Source organism: Brevibacterium sp. S22, from assembly GCF_004745485.1.
Lineage (GTDB): Bacteria > Actinomycetota > Actinomycetes > Actinomycetales > Brevibacteriaceae > Brevibacterium.
Genome location: NZ_RHFG01000007.1, coordinates 1 through 17,829, shown reverse-complemented (window position 1 = coordinate 17,829; position 17,829 = coordinate 1). Strand labels below are relative to the sequence as shown.

The 17,829-nt window shown below is 66.0% G+C and carries 19 protein-coding genes; 8 read left to right on the top strand and 11 right to left on the bottom strand.

What is annotated here, in order from left to right:
- Positions 1-103: 103 nt before the first annotated feature.
- Positions 104-661, top strand: a complete 558-nt coding sequence (locus tag EB835_RS08245; protein WP_205749893.1) for a dihydrofolate reductase family protein — start codon at positions 104-106, stop codon at positions 659-661.
- A 35-nt stretch (positions 662-696) separates the two neighbouring features.
- Here EB835_RS08245 and EB835_RS08240 read toward each other — a convergent pair whose 3' ends face one another.
- Entirely contained in the window at positions 697-1,032 is a 336-nt protein-coding gene (locus tag EB835_RS08240) for a winged helix-turn-helix transcriptional regulator (protein ID WP_205749892.1), read from the bottom strand.
- A 67-nt stretch (positions 1,033-1,099) separates the two neighbouring features.
- Here EB835_RS08240 and EB835_RS08235 point away from each other — a divergent pair, with 67 nt between their 5' ends.
- Both EB835_RS08235 and EB835_RS08230 read left to right on the top strand, forming a co-directional pair.
- The gene (locus EB835_RS08235) at positions 1,100-1,933 is read left to right on the top strand and encodes an NAD(P)H-dependent oxidoreductase (RefSeq protein ID WP_135808987.1); all 834 of its coding nucleotides are present in this window, start codon (positions 1,100-1,102) and stop codon (positions 1,931-1,933) included.
- A gap of 56 nt (positions 1,934-1,989) precedes the next feature.
- Positions 1,990-3,231, top strand: a complete 1,242-nt coding sequence (locus EB835_RS08230; protein WP_240688636.1) for an epoxide hydrolase family protein — start codon at positions 1,990-1,992, stop codon at positions 3,229-3,231.
- A 108-nt stretch (positions 3,232-3,339) separates the two neighbouring features.
- Here the strand turns inward: EB835_RS08230 and EB835_RS08225 are convergent, their stop codons facing one another.
- On the bottom strand, positions 3,340-3,696 hold the full coding sequence (locus EB835_RS08225) for a VOC family protein (protein ID WP_135808986.1): 357 nt from the start codon (positions 3,694-3,696) through the stop codon (positions 3,340-3,342).
- A 272-nt stretch (positions 3,697-3,968) separates the two neighbouring features.
- On the opposite strand from EB835_RS08225, the gene EB835_RS08220 reads away from it, so the two are divergent.
- The 5 genes from EB835_RS08220 to EB835_RS08205 all read left to right on the top strand — a co-directional run bounded on the left by EB835_RS08220 (position 3,969) and on the right by EB835_RS08205 (position 9,282).
- On the top strand, positions 3,969-4,754 hold the full coding sequence (locus tag EB835_RS08220; RefSeq protein WP_240688635.1) for a SurA N-terminal domain-containing protein: 786 nt from the start codon (positions 3,969-3,971) through the stop codon (positions 4,752-4,754).
- Between the two features lie 267 nt (positions 4,755-5,021).
- Entirely contained in the window at positions 5,022-6,392 is a 1,371-nt protein-coding gene (locus tag EB835_RS08215) for an L-lactate MFS transporter (RefSeq protein WP_135808985.1), read from the top strand.
- A 17-nt stretch (positions 6,393-6,409) separates the two neighbouring features.
- The gene (locus EB835_RS20265) at positions 6,410-6,580 is read left to right on the top strand and encodes a hypothetical protein (protein WP_168216668.1); all 171 of its coding nucleotides are present in this window, start codon (positions 6,410-6,412) and stop codon (positions 6,578-6,580) included.
- A 208-nt stretch (positions 6,581-6,788) separates the two neighbouring features.
- A complete protein-coding gene (locus EB835_RS08210) occupies positions 6,789-8,339 on the top strand; it encodes a S1C family serine protease (RefSeq protein ID WP_168216667.1) in 1,551 nt (516 codons plus the stop codon).
- Between the two features lie 127 nt (positions 8,340-8,466).
- Entirely contained in the window at positions 8,467-9,282 is an 816-nt protein-coding gene (locus tag EB835_RS08205; protein WP_135808983.1) for a TVP38/TMEM64 family protein, read from the top strand.
- A gap of 54 nt (positions 9,283-9,336) precedes the next feature.
- Here EB835_RS08205 and EB835_RS08200 read toward each other — a convergent pair whose 3' ends face one another.
- From EB835_RS08200 to paaA, 9 genes are all read right to left on the bottom strand, one after another.
- Positions 9,337-10,113, bottom strand: a complete 777-nt coding sequence (locus EB835_RS08200; RefSeq protein ID WP_135808982.1) for an enoyl-CoA hydratase/isomerase family protein — start codon at positions 10,111-10,113, stop codon at positions 9,337-9,339.
- Between the two features lie 64 nt (positions 10,114-10,177).
- Positions 10,178-11,035, bottom strand: a complete 858-nt coding sequence (locus EB835_RS08195; RefSeq protein ID WP_135808981.1) for a 3-hydroxyacyl-CoA dehydrogenase family protein — start codon at positions 11,033-11,035, stop codon at positions 10,178-10,180.
- Complete coding sequence (locus EB835_RS08190; protein WP_240688634.1) at positions 11,032-12,045, bottom strand: enoyl-CoA hydratase/isomerase family protein; 1,014 nt, start codon at positions 12,043-12,045, stop codon at positions 11,032-11,034. The genes EB835_RS08195 and EB835_RS08190 overlap by 4 nt, the downstream gene beginning before the upstream one ends.
- A complete protein-coding gene (locus EB835_RS08185) occupies positions 12,042-13,205 on the bottom strand; it encodes a thiolase family protein (protein WP_135808980.1) in 1,164 nt (387 codons plus the stop codon). The genes EB835_RS08190 and EB835_RS08185 overlap by 4 nt, the downstream gene beginning before the upstream one ends.
- A 139-nt stretch (positions 13,206-13,344) precedes the next feature.
- Entirely contained in the window at positions 13,345-14,451 is a 1,107-nt protein-coding gene (gene paaE, locus EB835_RS08180; protein ID WP_135808979.1) for a 1,2-phenylacetyl-CoA epoxidase subunit PaaE, read from the bottom strand.
- Positions 14,451-15,032: a 1,2-phenylacetyl-CoA epoxidase subunit PaaD gene (gene paaD, locus EB835_RS08175; protein WP_205749891.1), complete on the bottom strand. Its 582-nt coding sequence runs from the start codon at positions 15,030-15,032 to the stop codon at positions 14,451-14,453. Before paaD ends, paaE begins: the two co-directional genes overlap by 1 nt.
- A gap of 5 nt (positions 15,033-15,037) precedes the next feature.
- The gene (paaC, locus tag EB835_RS08170) at positions 15,038-16,018 is read right to left on the bottom strand and encodes a 1,2-phenylacetyl-CoA epoxidase subunit PaaC (RefSeq protein WP_135808978.1); all 981 of its coding nucleotides are present in this window, start codon (positions 16,016-16,018) and stop codon (positions 15,038-15,040) included.
- 13 nt (positions 16,019-16,031) lie between these two features.
- Complete coding sequence (gene paaB / locus EB835_RS08165) at positions 16,032-16,298, bottom strand: 1,2-phenylacetyl-CoA epoxidase subunit PaaB (RefSeq protein ID WP_135809100.1); 267 nt, start codon at positions 16,296-16,298, stop codon at positions 16,032-16,034.
- Between the two features lie 110 nt (positions 16,299-16,408).
- Complete coding sequence (gene paaA / locus EB835_RS08160; protein ID WP_135808977.1) at positions 16,409-17,377, bottom strand: 1,2-phenylacetyl-CoA epoxidase subunit PaaA; 969 nt, start codon at positions 17,375-17,377, stop codon at positions 16,409-16,411.
- Between the last annotated feature and the right edge of the window lie 452 nt (positions 17,378-17,829).

The window sequence follows — 17,829 nt, the reverse complement described above, 5'->3', positions numbered from 1 at the left end:
GGCACCTCCTCCGGGTCTTCTCCTGGGTCTCGTCGCCCTCTATCGCCGTCCTCCGCGGGCAAGTAGTGTTGATCACCCACGACGCTCAATGAGGAGACCGACCGTGCGCATCATCATCACTCAGAACATCACCCTCGACGGCCGTGTCGAGATGCTCGACGACTGGTTCGATCCGCAGGCCCAGGATGAGGAGCTCACGGCCGAACTCATGCGGCAGTCCGCGAATGAGGATGTGCTGCTGCTCGGCCGGCAGACGTTCGAAGACTTCCGCAGCTATTGGCCTGCCCAGACCGATGACACCACCGGGGTCGCGGCCCATCTGAACCAGGTCGACAAACGCGTCGTTTCATCGACGCTGACCGAACCGGACTGGCAGAATACCCAGGTCGTCAGCGAAGAACCCATGCGGGCGGTCGCGGCTCTGCGTGAGGAGCCGGGGCGCGATGCCATCGTCACCGGCAGCATCACACTGGCGCACGAACTCATCGCAGAGGGCCTGGTCGATGAGTATCGGATGTTCACCTACCCGGTATGGCAGGGGCGCGGACGCGGATTCTTCCACGACGGAGCACACTCGGCCAGGCCGCCTCGACTGCGGCTCATCGATTCGAAGCCGTTCCCCAGCGGGATCGTGTATTCGGCCTACGAACCGAGTGACTGAGGGCAGGTATCTGCCTCGGCGCGAAAATTCAGAAGTCATTCCAGCCGGTTCGCCGCGAAGTCCTTCCCCCACTCATTCATCGCCATCACGATCGGCTCAAGGCTGCGCCCCAGGTCCGTCAGTGAGTACTCGACCCTCGGCGGCACTTCCGAGTAGGCGGTGCGCAACACCACACCGTCCTCCTCGAGCTCCCGCAGCTGCCTAGTGAGGGTCTTCGTATTCGCCAACGGCACCAACCGACCGAGTTCATTGAATCGACGCGTCCCGTCAAGGAGATGCTTGACCAGGGTGAGCTTCCACGTGCCGCCGACCGCCGAAACCGCGACCTCGACAGGGCAGACATCCATCGCACGACGCACAGGCAACCGCATACACACCTCCACGGGGACAGAAATGTCCGTACTAGACAGTCTTACGCTAGGCGGCAACGATGGAGTCATGCAAGGAGACGAAACCCCTCGGACAGTCCTCTGGCTCAGTGCGCATCCCGAACCGAGATCTCTCAACGGAAGCCTGCGCAGCGCGGGAATCACCCATCTGCAGGAGGCAGGCCACACCGTCCTGACATCCGATCTCTACGCCATGAGCTGGGATCCGGTCCTGAGCCGGAGCGACGGTGCTCATCTCGTGGGCACCGATCAACCGAGCGCCGAGGCGACCGACAGCGATTCCGCCCACGCCCCCGCCCGCTTCCGCGTCAGCGCTGACACCCGCACTGCCCACGTCGACGGCACCCAACCGCACGAGATCACCTGCGAACAGGAGAAGCTTCAGCGCGCCGACGCTGTCATCGTTCAGTTCCCCCTGTGGTGGTACGGGATGCCCGCGATCCTCAAAGGCTGGTTCGATCGCGTCTTCGTCAGCGGCTTCGCCTTCGGCACCGACTCGACCACGGGTCGCCGCCTCCGCTTCGAACAGGGACCCTTCGCAGGCAAGCGGGCTCTCGTCGTCACCACCCTCGGCGATCGTCCTCTGGCCATCGGGCCCCGAGGCAAGTCCGGTGAACTCCGGGAACTCCTCTTCGGCCTTCTCCACGGCACCTTCGCCTACACAGGCATGAGCGTACTCGAGCCCTTCGCGATCCCCAGCGCCGACCGGATCGACGACTTCGACGCAGTCCGCGACCGCCTCGTCGAACGCCTCGACGGGCTCTTCACCGAACCTGTCATTCCCTACCGGCCGCAATTCACCGGTGACTACACACCTGAATGGGAACTCGCGCCCCATGTCTGCCCCGGCGAACACGGGGTTCGCATCCACACCGCCAGCTGACCGATCACGTCCGCGCTCTCCGTGCGACCGCACCCGACTCCCAGAGGAAACCCGTGATGTCCAATTCCCACGACTCCCGTCCAACCACCGATGTCCAACCAGCCGACATTGCCCAAGCAGCCGACGCCGACATGAGGGGTGAAGCGATCCGGGGATTCGCCTCACATATTCCCGAGACCGAACTCGACGATCTCCGTGCCCGACTGCAATCGGCACGCCTGCCCGAACCCGAGACCGTCGCCCGGCCAAGCCCCGATCCGCGACGATGGGACCAAGGCGTACCGCTCAACGACCTCACGGAGCTCGTCGAGTACTGGCGAACCGTCTACTCGTGGCGGGACTTCGAAGACCGCCTGAACGACATGGGCCAATTCCGCACCACCGTCGACGGCCTGGGCATCCACTTCCTCCACCGCCGTTCGTCCCGATCGAACGCGACCCCGCTGATCCTCACTCACGGATGGCCAGGCAGCATCGCCGAATACATCGACGTCATCGACGAACTGGCCGAGCCGACAGATCCCGATGCACCGGCGTTCCACTGCGTCGTGCCCTCGCTGCCCGGTTTCGGGTTCAGCGACAGACCGAGCGCCACCGGCTGGTCCACGGATCGAATCGCCGAGGCGTGGGTGACACTCATGGGCAGGCTCGGCTACGACCGGTTCGCGGCTTTCGGCGGCGACTGGGGCGGGGTGATCACAACCATCCTCGGTGGGCGCTTCCCCGAGCACCTGATCGGAATCCACACCACCTATGCGCCGGGAACCCCGGGAGCCTCACTGGAGGACCTGACGGCTGACGAGCGTGCCTGGGCCCTCGACGCCGAGGACTTCTGGACGCATCGGGCCGCCTATGCGCACCAGCAGGCGACGCGACCTCAGACCATCGGCTACGCCCTCGTCGATTCACCCGTCGGCCAACTCGCGTGGATCCTCGACAAGTTCGCCGAGTGGACGGACACCGCAGACTCCCCGTTCGAGACGATCTCCCGCGACCGCCTGCTCGACAACGTCTCCCTGTATTGGCTGATGAGCACAGGTGCCTCGTCGGCGCGGATCTACTTCGAAAGCCACAACTCCCTCGACCCCGACCTGCGCGTCGACGTTCCCACCGCGATCACGATGTATCCGTCCGACATCGAGAAGTATCCACGTGCCCTCTCAGAGCACCGATACCGCTCCATTGTGCGCTGGAGAGCCGCGGATCGCGGCGGACACTTCCCCTCGCTCGAAACGCCGGATGAGTTCGTCGCCGACCTCAGGGCCGGACTCTCAGCGATCCTCGCCGCGAACCGCTGAAGCACCTGGAACCGAGCATCTGCCTTCGAGACAACGGTGGAGCGCCGAAACACCTGTGTGTGCGCCGTGGTCTCGGCTCTCTGCCTGTGTCTCGAGCAGAACTGTGCCTCACGCAGTGCCGAACATGACCTTTCGGCCGTCGGGGTCCTCTACCGTGACGACGACGTCGTCGACGGCCACGAGCGGTGTGCCGGCGTGCCGGATCCGCTCGAGGAACTCCGCCTGATCGGGAATCCGGAAGTACAGGTGGGTGAGATTCGATTCGGCCACTGGCGGGAACGCATAGTCGGCGAACGCCTCCGCCGAGTGGAGAGCGAGCTGCACTCCCCCGGCCTCGACGGTGAAGTACGTGTACTCCTCATCGCCTTCGGTCGTCAGCGGCAGGTCAGCGATGTCGCGGTAGAAGGCGGCGGTCGCCTCGGCGTCGGTGCAGGTGAGGAACACCCCGCGAAACGTTGATTCCATGGCTGTCTCCCTTCGCCGTGGACGGCGCGGATCCGTCGCCGCGCTCTGCCGGTAGCCGCAGTGTACCCGCCAAGGCGGTCGACCGGGTACCCACCGAGGAGGCCGACCGTCAGCCCCCGAACGACGAATCCCTGGCGAACAGAAGGTGCGGAGAGCATCCCCGATTCCACCGCCCGCAAACACCCTTGCCAAGTGACACACATGGTCCACACATTCTTCGGGGAGTCGGCACTGTTAGCCTGGCAGGCTGAAACCGATGAGCAGGAGTGAATGTGCGAACGAACCGGTGGCTGCTGGGCCTGGCCATGTCCGTAAGCGTCGTGGCGCTGGCCGCGTGCGGAAGTCAGAACGACGAAGCGACGCCGAAGGAGTCCTCGGCCGCAGCCGAACAGTCCCCCGGCGCCGACTCTGCTCAGGACCAACAGGGTCAGCAGGGCAAACCGAACACGAAGGACATTCCGAAGGTCGTCGCCGAGGTCAACGGCGAGAAGATCACGAAGGACGAGTTCGTTCCCCTCTTCGAAACCCAGTACCAGCAGATGCAGATGCAGGCCCAGCAGTCCGGCCAGCCGGTCGACGAGAAGGATCTGAAGAAGCAGACGGCGGAGAACCTCGTGAGCACGGAGGTGCTGACGCAGGAAGCCGATAAGCGCGACATCTCGGTCACGGACAAAGACGTCGACAAGGGACTCAAGGAATCTGCGCAGTCGGGTCAGATGAGCGAGAAGGACTTCCTCAAGTCCATGCAGGACCAAGGCATGGATGAGAAGAAGGTCCGTTCGGAACTGAAGAACCAGCTGAAGATCGAAGGCCTCATCGACGACGAATACGGTGAGTTCGAGGTCAGCGGCGAGGAGATCGGGCAGGCCTACGAACAGGCGAAGGCCCAGCAGGAGCAGATGGCTCAGCAGGGCGGCCAGGGCCAGCAGGAGGTGCCGCCGATCGACGAGATGCGCCCCCAGCTCAAGGAACAGGTGAAGCAGCAGAAGTCCACCGAGGCGACCCAGAAGTACGCGAAGAAGCTGCGCAAGCAGGCCGACGTCACGATCCACCTCTGAGTTCGCGGGGCTCCTGCGCTGAGTCCACGGGGCTCCTTGTCGGGCACCCGCTCCTGCAGCATTCACCCCTCGACCACGGATTCCGTCCCACCTGGCAAGAAATTGTCGCCTTTTCTTAAGGAAACGCTGAGTATTCCTCGCATTTCCCTTGTGTGGAAACTACCCTGATGTGGACTATTCGATCGGTCGGATGACCGCCGGTCGCACGCTCCGTCCGCGCAACGATGTCGACGGTGACACGAGTTTCACTGAAGAAAAGGACTTCCCGTGGCTTCCATTCTCACGCGCTCGGCAATCGTCGCGCCGAAGAACTTCAACCGGTGGCTGATCCCACCGGCCGCTCTGGCCATCCACCTGTGCATCGGCCAGGTCTACGCATTCAGCGTCTTCAAGATCCCGTTCATGTCCCACTTCGACGCCGGTGAGGTCTCGATCGGCTGGATCTTCTCGATCGCGATCCTCATGCTCGGTATCTCCTCGGCCGTCTTCGGCCCCTGGGTAGAGAAGAACGGTCCGCGGGCCTCGATGGTCGCGGCCGGAACCTGCTGGGTCATCGGCTTCTTCATCGCTTCACTCGGCATCGTGACCGGTCAGCTGTGGCTGGTCTACTTAGGCTACGGAGTCATCGGCGGCATCGGTCTGGGCATCGGCTATATCTCCCCGGTCTCGACCCTGATGAAGTGGTTCCCGGACCGCCCGGGCCTGGCCACAGGCCTGGCCATCATGGGCTTCGGCGGCGGCGCTCTCATCGCCAGCCCGATGTCGAACCAGCTCATGGCCTTCTTCGGCGGCGGTGCCGATCCTGAACACCTCGTTGCGGGCCTGACCCCGACCTTCGTCACCCTCGGCATCGTCTATGCCGTCGTCATCGCCGCCGGTGCCTTCGTCATCCGCGTCCCCCACCCGGAGTGGACCCCGAAGGGCTTCGATCCCTCGAAGGTCGCAGCGAAGCCGATGCAGACGAAGGGCAACGTCTCGGTGCGCAACGCCATCCGCACACCGCAGTTCTGGCTGCTGTGGGTCGTCCTGTTCCTCAACGTCACCGCGGGCATCGGCATCCTCGAGAACGCCGCTCCGATGATCCAGGCCTACTTCGGCATCACCGCCGCCGCGGCTGCCGGTTTCGTCGGACTGCTGTCGATCGGCAATATGGGCGGCCGGTTCATCTGGTCGACGACCTCGGACTACTTGGGCCGGAAGAACAACTACATGATGTACCTCGGCGTCGGAGCGATCCTCTACCTCCTCGTCGCGCTCTTCGGCGGCGGATCGATCATCCTCTTCGTTCTGGCCACCCTCATCATCATCTCCTTCTACGGCGGTGGGTTCTCCACCATTCCCGCCTACCTCAAGGACCTCTTCGGGGTCTACCAGGTCGGCGCCATCCACGGCGCCCTGCTCACAGCGTGGTCGGCCGCCGGCGTGGCCGGTCCCCTCATCGTCAACTCCGTCGTCGAAGCCGGCGAGGCGGCCGGAAAGTCCGGTCCGGCCCTCTACACTCCCGGCATGTTCATCATGGTCGGCGCCCTGGTCATCGGCTTCATCGCCAATGCGCTGATCCGCCCGGTCGCCGAGAAGCACTTCGAACGTGAACAGGACGTCGCCGCCAAGCAGGCCGCCGCCCTCGAAGAAGACTGACAGAAGGATCACTGACAATGAATGACTCCACCCCCGTCGCCCACGTCCCCGACTCCGGTTCGCCGCAGTCCCCCGTCGGCGGCGCCTACAGGGCCGTCGGCTCCGTCCTCACCGTCGTCGTGGTCGGCGGCCTCGTCTGGGGCCTGGCCCTGACCGCGGTCAAGGCCGTCGCGATCTTCACCGGCTGACACCCTCGCCGAGGCGGCCCTGACCTGCCGCCCATCCGTGCCCTTCCAGTCATCCTCAATTCCGTACCGTCTCAGCTTTCGCCTGCCGAAGTCGAAGCATCACTCCAGCTGCGCCACAGCCTGGCCACAGCGTCCGGGTGCTGAATAGGAGTCATCAAGCACTCCCATTCAGCTGAGAAAGGCACAGATCATGAACGAGTCGAGGCGCATGAGGTCCAGTCGCACGGAGACCGGCGCTGGGCACAGCGGTGAGAACGCATACGCAGTCACGCAGGCGATGACCGCCTCGCCCGAGGGTACTCACAAGCGCCGCCTGGCATTGGCCGTCACCGGGGCCGCGGCAGCGCTGGTCCTGGCCGTGGGCGGGCTCGCAGGGGTTCCCGCCTCGGCGGCGGAGAATTCGACCGTAACAGCCGACTCGACCGCAGGCACGGCCATCCCCTTCACCGGCCGACCATCCGGCAACAGCGGCATACAGACTCCGAACACCGGCCAAGGCAACAACGGAATCCAGGGCGGCAACGGTTCGCAGGGCGGCAGTGATTCCCAGGGTTCGAGCGGTTCGCAGGGCGGCTTCGGCACAATGCCGGGCTCTGGTCAGGACGGCAACGGCTCTCAAGGCTCCAGCGGTGCACAGGGTGGCAGCGGTGCACAGGGCGGCAGCGGCGTCCAGGGATCGCAGGGCACGCAACAGGAGGCCACCCCGGCGAGCAAGAAGGAGTCCACCGGCGTTGTCCTCATCGACACCCAGCTCGGCTACGAGAACGCCGAGGCGGCCGGCACCGGCATGGTGCTGAGCAAGGATGGTCTGGTGCTGACGAACAACCATGTCATCGCCGATTCCACGAAGATCGCCGTCACGGTGGCCACGACCGGCAAGACCTATGAGGCCAGCGTCGTCGGTTCGGATTCGTCGCAGGACGTGGCAGTGCTCAAGCTCAAGGACGCATCGAACCTGCAGCCCGCCACGATCGACGATGACGATGTGCAGGTCGGCGACGACGTCACCGCCGTCGGCAATTCCGAGGGCGGCGGACAGCTCCAGGCCTCCGATGGGTCGGTCAGCGACCTCGGCGCTTCGGTCACCACGACCGCGCAGGGCACCGAGGACTCGGAGACGCTCAACGACATGATCCAGGTCCAGGCCGATATCGTCTCCGGCGATTCGGGCGGAGCGCTGCTCGATGACGAGGGCGAGGTCGTCGGCATGAACACCGCGGCCTCATCCGGGACCGCCCAGGTCACCGGATATGCCATCCCCATCGAAACCGCGCTGACCACGGCCGAATCGATCATCGCCGGCGAACAGACGAGCACGAACACGCTCGGCTATCCTGCCTTCCTGGGCATCGGCGTCGGCCGATCCGACCAGCAGAGCCAGTCCGGGCAGCAGAGCCAGTCCGGGCAGTCTTCGCAGGGCAGCCAGTATGGCCAAAACGGACAGTCGGGCCGGTACGGCCAGGGCAGCGCGAACGGCCAGTCCGGTCAGTCCCCACAAGGCGGTCAGTCCGGCATCTCATCGCCGGCCGACGGCGCGGTCGTCGACGGAGTCTACGAGAACACCCCCGCCGCCGAGGCTGGGCTGAGCGCCGGTGACACGATCACGAAGATCGGGTCGACGCAGATCACCGACGGCACCGCTCTCTCCCAGGCCATCGCAGAGCATAAGCCCGGCGACACCGTGTCCCTGACCTGGACGGATGCCGACAGTCAGTCCCACACCACGAAAGTGACCCTGACCGAGGGCCCCGCAGCCTGAGCCCGGTTCGCACCGCCTGAGCCCGATTCCGAGACGCTTCGGCTCCCGCCTGAACTTGTTGCAGACGGGAGTCGAGCCCCGTTCGGCAGATTGCCGTCACGCCCTTGCTCCGACGTAAGATCGGTCCATGCCCGGACACGACGACCCCTCAGCACCGAAGCGGAGATCACGCTCCGAGGGTTCGCCTGTCGGCAGCCCCGATGGCTCCCTCGCTGACCACACTTCCGACGACAAAACCCGCGCGGGACGATCCCGCCTCGACTGGCCGACGATCCTGCGCAACATCGCTCTCGGCCTGGTCGTACTGGCAGCAGTATGGGCCGTCTTCAACGTGCGCCTGCCGTCGGTCGACGTGCTGCAGGCCGATATCGCGGCGGCCGGGTTCTGGGGCTTCGCCGTCTTCATCCTCATCTACGCGGCCGTGGCCGCCACTCCGATCCCCGTCACGATCATGGCCACCGCGGGAGGCCTCATCTACGGTCTTCCCTTCGGAACGCTGTGGTCGATGATCGGAGTCGTCCTCGGCTGCTGGGGCGGGTACTGGATCGCCCGGGCGCTCGGCCGGGACACGGTCATGAAGCTGCTCGGTTCGCACGCCGAATCCGTCGAGTCCAGGCTCACCGGCGGCGGGTTCTACGCAGTGTGCACCCTCCGCCTCATGCCCGGATTCCCCTATTGGCCGGTCAACTACGGCAGCGGGGCGCTCGGCATCGACAACCGCACGTTCCTCACCGCCACCATCGTCTCGTCTCTGCCGGGGCAGCTCTCCCTCGTCGCCGTCGGAGCCTTCATCGGGGAACCGACGATCTTCCACGGCGTCGCCGTCGGGATCTCCTGGGCACTGGTCATCACGCTGACCATCATCACGATGCGCCGGTGGAAGCGAACTCGCGACGCCGAAACCGCCGAAAGGCCACAGGGCGAAGCACCGGAAACGGGCTGAGGTCAGCGACCGTCCGAGATCAGAGGCCGGCCGATACCAGAGACGGACCGCGCCTCACTCGAAATTCGGTGACCGCCGCTCCTGGAAGGCGCGGAAACCTTCGGCGTAGTCAGGTGTCTGGCGGGCCGACTCCTGCAGAGCGGCCTCCTCGGCGAGCACCTCGGCAAGACTCGGGCGGTCGTCGGCGAGCTTCTGCACGAAGCCCTTCTCCATCGCGAACGCCTCGGCGGGTCCGGACACGATCTTCTCCAGTTTCGACTCGACGAATTCAGCCAGCTCTGCCGCTGGGACCGCGCGAGAGACGATCCCGGTCGCGGCCGCCTCGGCGCCGGTCATGAAATCACCTGTGACGATGAGGTCCATCGTCCGGTGATAGCCGACCCGGTCGAGGAACACGTGGTGGGCGCCGGAGTCGAGCATCGCACCGATCGCGGCGAACGGAGACCCGAACTTCGCGTCATCGGCGGCGAAGATGATGTCGGCGGCCGCAGCGACACCGTAGCCGAGCCCGAGGGCCGCCCCCTGGACCTGCGCGATCACCGGGATCGGCAGCGCCCTGATCGCCTGGAAGACAGGGGCGAAGATGTCGGCGAGGAACGCGCGGGCGTCATCGGTTTCGACGTCGACGTTCGCGATATCGCGACCCGAGCTGAAGACCTTGCCCTCACCGCGGATGAGGAGCACACGCACATTCGGGACCGCCTCGGCGACCTTGGCCACGGCGGCGGCGATATCGCGGAGGTTGTCCGCGTCGAGGGCGTTGCGGGTCTCCGCTCCGTCGAGGACGATCTCGGCGATCGGGCCGCGGTTCTTCAGCTGGATCTCGGTCATGGATGCTCCTTTGCGTGTCCTTACAGTGGGTCCGGATGTCCTCTGCCGGTGCGGTGGCCGGGTGTCACCAGGTGTAGAAGCCCTGCCCGGTCTTGCGGCCGAGTTCACCGGCGGCGACCTTGTCCTTCAGTATCTGCGGGGGTGCGAACCGTTCGCCGATCTCGGCGGTGAGGTGCTCGGCGATTCCCAAGCGCACATCGAGACCGACGATGTCCGTCGTCTGCAACGGCCCGGCCGGGTGCCGGTAGCCCAGGGTCATGGCACGGTCGATGTCTTCTGCACGTGCGACTCCGTCTTCGACCATCCGCATCGCTTCCAGCGCCAAGGCCACGCCGAGGCGGGAGGAGGCGAATCCGGGCGAATCCTTCACGGTGATCGCCGTCTTCCCCAGTCCCGTCACCCATTCCTTGGCGACCTCGACGAGTTTGGGATCCGTGTGGGTGCCGACGACGACCTCGACGAGTTCGGACACGGGCACCGGGTTGAAGAAGTGCAGCCCGATGAGAGCCTGCGGGCGCGGCAGTGCCGCGGCCAGCTCGTCGATCGACAGCGCCGAGGTGTTCGTTGCGATGCTCGCTGCCGGAGCGTGCTTCGCGATAGCGGCGAGCACCTCCTGCTTGAGTTCGACGATCTCGGGCACAGCTTCGATGACGAGGAGGGCCTCGTCGAGCAGGGTGGGGTCTCGGTCGACGACGACTGCTCCGGGCACGTCGATGCCTTTGGCGTTCGACTTCTCGATCGAGGCGTCGATGCGCTGCCTGGCCGCGTCCACGGTGTCGACGGTGTTCTCGATGACGATGACTCGTGCGCCGGCGGTGGCGAAGGCATGCGCGATTCCTGCACCCATCCGACCACCGCCGTAGACGCCGACGACGTCGGGGACGCGGGGGACCGGGGTGGCTGCGGTGTCGGTCTCGCTCATTCGGTGTTGCCTCTCTCGTCGGTGCGGGGCACTTCGCCTACGGCCCGCGGGTCTGCCTGGTCGGACTGCGGCGCCGTTTGCCCGGACTGCGGCGCCGTTTGCCCGGACTGCGGCGCCTCCTGCTGGCTCATCGCCTCGGTGGCCACAGCCTCGGCCTTCGCACGTTTCTTCGCTTCCCTCTTCGCGAGGAACGCGTCCATCCGCGCGTACTTCTCTTCGGTTTCGAAGAGCACGGCCTGCGCTACGTTATCAATGAGCGGGTGGGCTTCTCGCGGTGCGTGGAACGCCGATTTGCTCAACCGCACGGCCAGGGGTGCGAAGCTCGCAATCCGATCGGCAAGCGCCTGACCGGCCAGTTCGAGATCTTCGGGGTCGACGACGTCGTTGAGCAGACCGATCGCCTTGGCTTCGTCGGCCTGCAGGGTCCGACCGGCGAGCAGGATCTCCTTGGCGCGGGGTTCGCCGACGAGTTCGCGCAGACGCCAGGCGGCTCCTGCTGCGGCAAGGATGCCGAGTCCGGTCTCCGGGTTGCCGATCTTCGTCGACGGGGTGCCGATGCGGAAGTCCGCGGCGAAGGCGAGTTCGGCCCCGCCGCCGAGGGCGAATCCCTCGACGAGCGCGATGACCGGCATCGGCAGTTCCTGGATGCGGGTGAAGATCTTCGAGTTGATCCCGGCGAGCGCGTCATCGCGGCGACGATCACGCAGCTGGGCGATGTCCGCACCTGCGGCGAAGACTCCCGAAGTGCCGGTGAGAATCGCGACCTTCGGATCGGCTTCGAGCTCGGCGCACACGGAGTGGAGGGCATCGACCATCGATTGGTCGATGGCGTTGCGCACCTCGGGCCGGTTGAGCCGGATGATCGTCCGATCGGGCAGGCGTTCGATGAGCAGCGGGGAAGTTTCGCCGGGACTCGCCGAGGTGGCACCCGCGTTCGAAGCGGAACCTACGCCCGAATTCGACGCCGAACCTTCACCCGCTTTCGGGGCCGAAGCGTCTCCGGCACTCATGCGCGCTCCAGCAGCAGAGCGGATCCCTGGCCGACGCCCACGCACATGGTCGCCAGCCCGCGCTTCGCTTCGGCCTGTTCCAGGCGGTTGAGCAGGGTGAGGGTGATGCGGGTTCCCGAGCAGCCGAGCGGATGCCCGAGTGCGATGGCCCCGCCGAAGCCGTTGACGGTCTCCGGGTCGAGTCCGAGGTCGCCCATGCAGGCCAGCGACTGGGAGGCGAAGGCTTCATTGAGTTCGACAGCCTCGAGGTCGCCGACCTTCCACCCGGTGCGCTCGAGGACCTTGCGGGTGGCGGGTACGGGTCCGACGCCCATGATGTCCGGGGAGACTCCGGCATTGGCCCCGGCGACCACGCGAGCCCGGGGACTGAGCCCGTGCTTGCTCGCGTAGTCCTCGGACACGAGGATCGTCACCGCAGCCCCGTCGTTCAGCGACGAGGAGTTGCCGGCGGTGATGAGGCCGCCGGGTCCGTGGATCGGGCGCAGCTTGCCCAGCTTCTCCAGGGTCGAGTCGCGCGGTCCTTCGTCCGCGGTCACCTCGCCGATGGGAAGGATCTCGGGGTCGAACTTCCCCTCACGCTGAGCGGCCAGTGCCTTCTGGTGCGAATGATAGGCGAATTCGTCGAGGGCGTCGCGGGTGAGCTTCCACTTCTCGGCGACGCGTTCGGCCGTCTGCGGCATGGACAGGGTCGTATCCTCGTCGAAGGCCGGGTTCGTGAACCGCCACCCGATCGAGGTGTCCCACGTCTTCCCCGGCTTCGACCACGCGCGGGAGGGCTTCTCACTCACCCAGGGCGCACGGGTCATCGATTCGACTCCCCCGGCCACGACCACCTCGGCGTCTCCGGCGGCGATCATCGCCCGCGCGGTCGTGATCGCGGTCATCCCCGAGGCGCACAGGCGGTTGACGGTGAACCCGGGAACGGATTCGGGCAGCCCGGCCAGGAGCACGGCCATGCGGGCGATGTTGCGGTTGTCCTCGCCGGCCTGGTTCGCCGAGCCGAGGATGACCTCGTCGATGTCGGCCGGGTCGATCCCGGACCGGTCGACGACGGTCTTCAGCGTCTGGGCCGCGAGGTCGTCGGGCCGCTGATCGGCCAGCACTCCCCCGTACCGGCCGATGGGGGTGCGCAGTCCGTCAAGAATGAATGCCTCGGGCATGGGTCTCCTCGGTGATGTGGTGTGGGCTCACGCCCGCGTGGATTGGTCGGAGTCCCGGCCAGTGTACGGTTCGTCGGTCACCGGCCGGAAGACTCCGAGCCGGAGCGCCCCGGTAGGGAGCGGCTCGCGGCGGGGTGAGTCAGGAGTCGAAGTCGACCGTGACCTCGTCGCTGACGGGGAACGTCTGGCAGGTGAGGACGAAGTTCGCCTCCACCTCGGCGTCTTCGAGGGCGTAGTTGCGGACCATGTTGACCTCACCGCCGCAGATCTTCGCTCGGCAGGTTCCGCACACGCCGCCTTTGCAGGCGAACGGCAGATCGGATCGGGATTCCTGGGCGGAATCGAGGATGGTCTTGCCCTGCGACATCGCCGAGGTGGAGCGTTTGCCGTCGAGGATGACCGTGACGTCGCTGGTCGCACCCTCGACGACCTTGTCCGCGTGGACGACCTCCGGCGGCGGTTCGTCGACATAGAAGAGCTCGAAGTGGATCTTCTCCTTCGGCACGTCGAATTCGGCGAGCACCTTCCGGGCGTCGCCCAACATGCCGAAGGGGCCGCACAGCCACACATGGTCCATGCTGCCGATCGGGACGATGGCGGTCAGCAGGTCCCGCAGCTTCTTCTCGTTGAGGCGGCCGGAGAAGAGTTCGACATCGCGGGGTTCGCGGGAGAGCACGTGAACGAGGTCGAGCTGCTGGTTGCGGGCGTCCTTGAGATCGGCGAGCTCCTCGGCGAACATCACGGTGTTCGTGTGCCGGTTGCCGTAGAGCAGAGTCACCGAGGCTTCGGGGTTGGACAGCACGGTCGAAGCGATCGAGAGCATCGGGGTGATTCCCGAACCCGCGGCGATGCACAGATGCCTGCCGCCGGCGGAGGCATCGGCGCGGAAGCTGCCCGAGGGCGGCTGCACCTCGATGGTGTCGCCGGCTCGGACCTCGCCCACCAGCCACAGGGAGAAGAGCCCCTCGGGGACCTCGCGCACACCGATGCGCGGAGCGGTTCCGGCCGGGGCGCAGATCGAATAGGTGCGGCGGTGCTCCTCACCGTCGATGAAGCGGCGCAGTGTCAGCGACTGTCCTGCCGCGAAGTCGAAGAGTTCGGCGTATTCGGCCGGCACGTCGAAGGTCACGGCGGCCGAATCCTCGGTGAGGTGGTCGACGGCGCTCACGGTCAGCGGGTAGAAGGCCGACCGGGAGAGTCCGTCGGCGGGGGCCGCCTCGGCGGTCTGATCGATCAGCTCGGTCATCAGATCTCCTTCACATGGTCGAACGGTTCGAGGCAGTCGTTGCACTGGTACATCGCCTTGCACGCGGTCGCACCGAATTCGGAGGACAGCCTGACATCGTCCGATCCGCACAGCACGCAGGTCACGGCGCGGCGGGTGGGCATGAGGGTCAGTGCCACCGGGCCTTTTCGGGCGGGTGCGGCTCCGGGCGGCGAGATTCCGGCGTCCTTGAGCGCCTTCTTCCCTTCTTCGGTGATCCAGTCGCTCGTCCAGGCCGGCGACAGCGACACGCGCACCTCGGCGTCGGGGAATCCGGCCTCGAGGAGTTCGCGCTGCAGATCATCGCGCATCGTCGCCATCGCCGGACATCCCGAATAGGTGGGGGTGATGGTCGTGACGACGTGGCCGTCCTCGACCTGCACGTCCCGGAGCACACCGAGGTCGAGCAGAGTGAGCATCGGCATCTCGGGGTCGGTCACGCGTTCGGCGGCGGCCCAGGCACGCTCGATCGCCTCGGCGCCGGTGGCCGAGGTCTCTGCCGGGCGAGTGTCGGTCGGGCGGGTCTCGGTCGGGCGAGTGTCGGTGGGGTACGTCTCGAGCATGGCGGTCACCACTGTCCCTCCGGGTGTTCGCGAGCGACGACCTGCATCTCGGCGAGCAGCTTCGACAGGGCCTCGGTGTGGAGTCCGTCGCGGCCCTTGCCGCCGTGGACGCCGACTCCGGCCAGACCTCCGCGCTCGGGTCGGTCGATTCCGGCTGCGGCGAAGACCTGGTCGATGATCACGGATGCCTCATCGGCCACCTCGGCGGGATCGACTCCGATTCCGGCTGCGGTCACAGCAGCCTCGACCGGATGGGTCTCGAACAGCTCGGTCCACAGCGGCCACAGTCCGTCGAGAGCCGTGACCAGGCGGAACCTGGACTCCTCGGTGCCGCGGGCCAGGGTGAGCACCCAACGTCCGGCGAAGTCGCGGTGATAGGACATCTCCTTGACACCCTTGGCCGCGATCGCGGCGAGCACGGTGTCGCGGCTGGTCACGAGGCGTTCGAAGATCGACAGGCGCCAGGTGGAGTAGATGAGGATCTTCGCGACCGCCTCGGCGAAGTCGCCGTTGGGGACCTCGGCCAGGCGGACATTGCGGAAGGCCAGATCGTTGCGGAAGTACGCGAGTCGGTCCTCGTCGGGCACCGGCGAGCCTTCGGGGAGTTCGGGCACAAGCTCCGGATCGGCGGCTGCGGCGCGGGCGAGCAGGAGCCTCGACTGCCCGAGGAGGTCGAGCGCGATGTTCGCCAGTGCGATGTCCTCTTCGAGGTCCGGGGCGTTCGAGCACCATTCGGAGATGCGCTGGCTGAAGACGAGGGCGTCATCGCCGAGCATCAGGCAGTACGCCCCGAGATCCTTGGGGTCGACGCCGTCGGGCACGGTCGTGTCGACACCGGCCAGGGGGTCTTCGAAATCGGTGCCGAAGGCCCAGTTCGCGTCGTTGACGAGCAGTCCGGAGTACGCGTTGTCGTGCGTATCGTGGTCGACGTTCGTACCGGCTTCGTCGTGTTCGACATGGATGGTGGGTTCGTTGTTCGCAGTCATCGGCTCGTCCTCCTCACATATGGGGGACATCGGAGGGGATGTCGTAGAAGGTGGGGTGGCGGTAGACCTTGTCGCCGCTGGGGGCGAACATCGGGTCCTTCTCGTCCGGGCTCGAGGCCGTGATGTCGGCCGCGCGGACGACCCAGATGCTCACTCCTTCGTTGCGTCGGGTGTAGACGTCGCGGGCGTGGTGGAGGGCCATCTGATCATCGGCGGCATGGAGAGATCCGACATGGACGTGGTTGAGTCCGCGCTTACCGCGCACGAAGACCTCGTACAGCGGCCATTCTCCGCGGGTCGAGCTCGCCTTCGTCTCTGTTCCATTCGCCGAGGTGGCTGCCGCCTTTGCGGCGGATCCGTTCGCCGAGGCGGGGCCGGAGTTGGTCTCGGTCATTTCGCTGCCTCCTCGGCGGCTTGGTTCTCGGCGAAGGCGAGCGCGGCTTCGCGCACCCATGCGCCCTCGTCCCACGCGCGCTTGCGGTGGGCGACGCGCTGTTCGTTGCAAGGACCGTTGCCCTTGACGACATCCCAGAACTCGTCCCAGTTCGGGGTCGAGAAGTCGTAGTGGCCGCGCTCTTCGTTCCACTTGAGGTTCTCATCGGGGAACGTCACTCCCAGGGCCTCGGCCTGTGGGACGGACATGTCGACGAACTTCTGGCGCAGCTCATCGTTGGTGTGGGTCTTGATTCCCCAGGCCATCGACTGCTCGGTGTTCGGCGAGTTGTCGTCGGGCGGGCCGAACATCATCAGCGACGGCCACCAGAAGCGGTTGACCGATTCCTGGACCATCTCACGTTGGGCCTCGGTGCCGCGCATCATCGTCATCAGCAGTTCGTACCCCTGCCGCTGGTGGAAGGATTCTTCCTTGCAGATGCGGATCATCGCGCGACCGTAGGGTCCGAAGGAGGTCCGGCACAGCGGCACCTGGTTGCAGATCGCGGCACCGTCGACGAGCCAGCCGATCGTGCCGACGTCGGTGTAGGACAGGGTCGGGTAGTTGAAGATCGAGGAGTACTTCTGCCTGCCGGCCACGAGCTTCTCCGTGAGTTCGTTGCGCGTGGCGCCCAGGGTCTCGGCGGCCGAGTAGAGGTACAGGCCGTGTCCGGCTTCGTCCTGGACCTTCGCCAGCAGGATCGCCTTGCGCCGCAGGGAGGGTGCGCGGGAGATCCAGTTGCCTTCGGGCTGCATGCCGATGATCTCCGAGTGCGCGTGCTGCGCGACCTGGCGGATGAGTGTCTTGCGGTAGGCCTCGGGCATCCAGTCCCGGGGTTCGATCCGATCCTTCGCCTCGATCGTCGCGTCGAACTGCACCTGCAGCTGCGCCTCGTCGTAGCGGTTGTCGTTCACTTGAGTTGTCATGACCACTCCACCTTTGGATGTGCCCTTGTCCGGACCTGCCACGGTCAGCGGCTGCCGACTCCGTGTGCGGGTCGAACCATCCTACGAGGTTCCCCCGGGGCATCCATTTACTGACCGTTTGTTCTGTATTGTTGATATCAGTGTCGCATACCCCACGCCCGGGTGCAACGCAGCACCCGCAGCGCAGGCCGGGCGGCGGCCACGACGTCACGACGCCACGTTCGCGAAGCCGCGCGAGGGCCTGCCGGGCCCCGCCGGGAGCACGAGAACGCACCGAGAGCGCCCGCAAAGCGCATTGTCTGGTCGATCCGCCGCGATTTCAGCGCTTGGGTTCAAGGAGTCGTCGCAACACCTCCAGTGAGGAGGATGTTGCCATGGTCCGTCCCGGACCCCGTTCCCTGCCAAGCACGGTCGAGGCCCAATTCTGGGACCTGATCAGGACAGGGTTAGGC

Coding starts and splice junctions, on each gene's coding strand:
- EB835_RS08240 (WP_205749892.1), bottom strand. CDS start 1,032: ATGCGGTTGCCTGTGCGTCGTGCGATGGATGTCTGCCCTGTCGAGGTC.
- EB835_RS08235 (WP_135808987.1), top strand. CDS start 1,100: ATGCAAGGAGACGAAACCCCTCGGACAGTCCTCTGGCTCAGTGCGCAT.
- EB835_RS08230 (WP_240688636.1), top strand. CDS start 1,990: ATGTCCAATTCCCACGACTCCCGTCCAACCACCGATGTCCAACCAGCC.
- EB835_RS08225 (WP_135808986.1), bottom strand. CDS start 3,696: ATGGAATCAACGTTTCGCGGGGTGTTCCTCACCTGCACCGACGCCGAG.
- EB835_RS20265 (WP_168216668.1), top strand. CDS start 6,410: ATGAATGACTCCACCCCCGTCGCCCACGTCCCCGACTCCGGTTCGCCG.
- EB835_RS08210 (WP_168216667.1), top strand. CDS start 6,789: ATGAGGTCCAGTCGCACGGAGACCGGCGCTGGGCACAGCGGTGAGAAC.
- EB835_RS08205 (WP_135808983.1), top strand. CDS start 8,467: ATGCCCGGACACGACGACCCCTCAGCACCGAAGCGGAGATCACGCTCC.
- EB835_RS08200 (WP_135808982.1), bottom strand. CDS start 10,113: ATGACCGAGATCCAGCTGAAGAACCGCGGCCCGATCGCCGAGATCGTC.
- EB835_RS08195 (WP_135808981.1), bottom strand. CDS start 11,035: ATGAGCGAGACCGACACCGCAGCCACCCCGGTCCCCCGCGTCCCCGAC.
- EB835_RS08190 (WP_240688634.1), bottom strand. CDS start 12,045: ATGAGTGCCGGAGACGCTTCGGCCCCGAAAGCGGGTGAAGGTTCGGCG.
- EB835_RS08185 (WP_135808980.1), bottom strand. CDS start 13,205: ATGCCCGAGGCATTCATTCTTGACGGACTGCGCACCCCCATCGGCCGG.
- paaE (WP_135808979.1), bottom strand. CDS start 14,451: ATGACCGAGCTGATCGATCAGACCGCCGAGGCGGCCCCCGCCGACGGA.
- paaD (WP_205749891.1), bottom strand. CDS start 15,032: ATGCTCGAGACGTACCCCACCGACACTCGCCCGACCGAGACCCGCCCG.
- paaC (WP_135808978.1), bottom strand. CDS start 16,018: ATGACTGCGAACAACGAACCCACCATCCATGTCGAACACGACGAAGCC.
- paaA (WP_135808977.1), bottom strand. CDS start 17,377: ATGACAACTCAAGTGAACGACAACCGCTACGACGAGGCGCAGCTGCAG.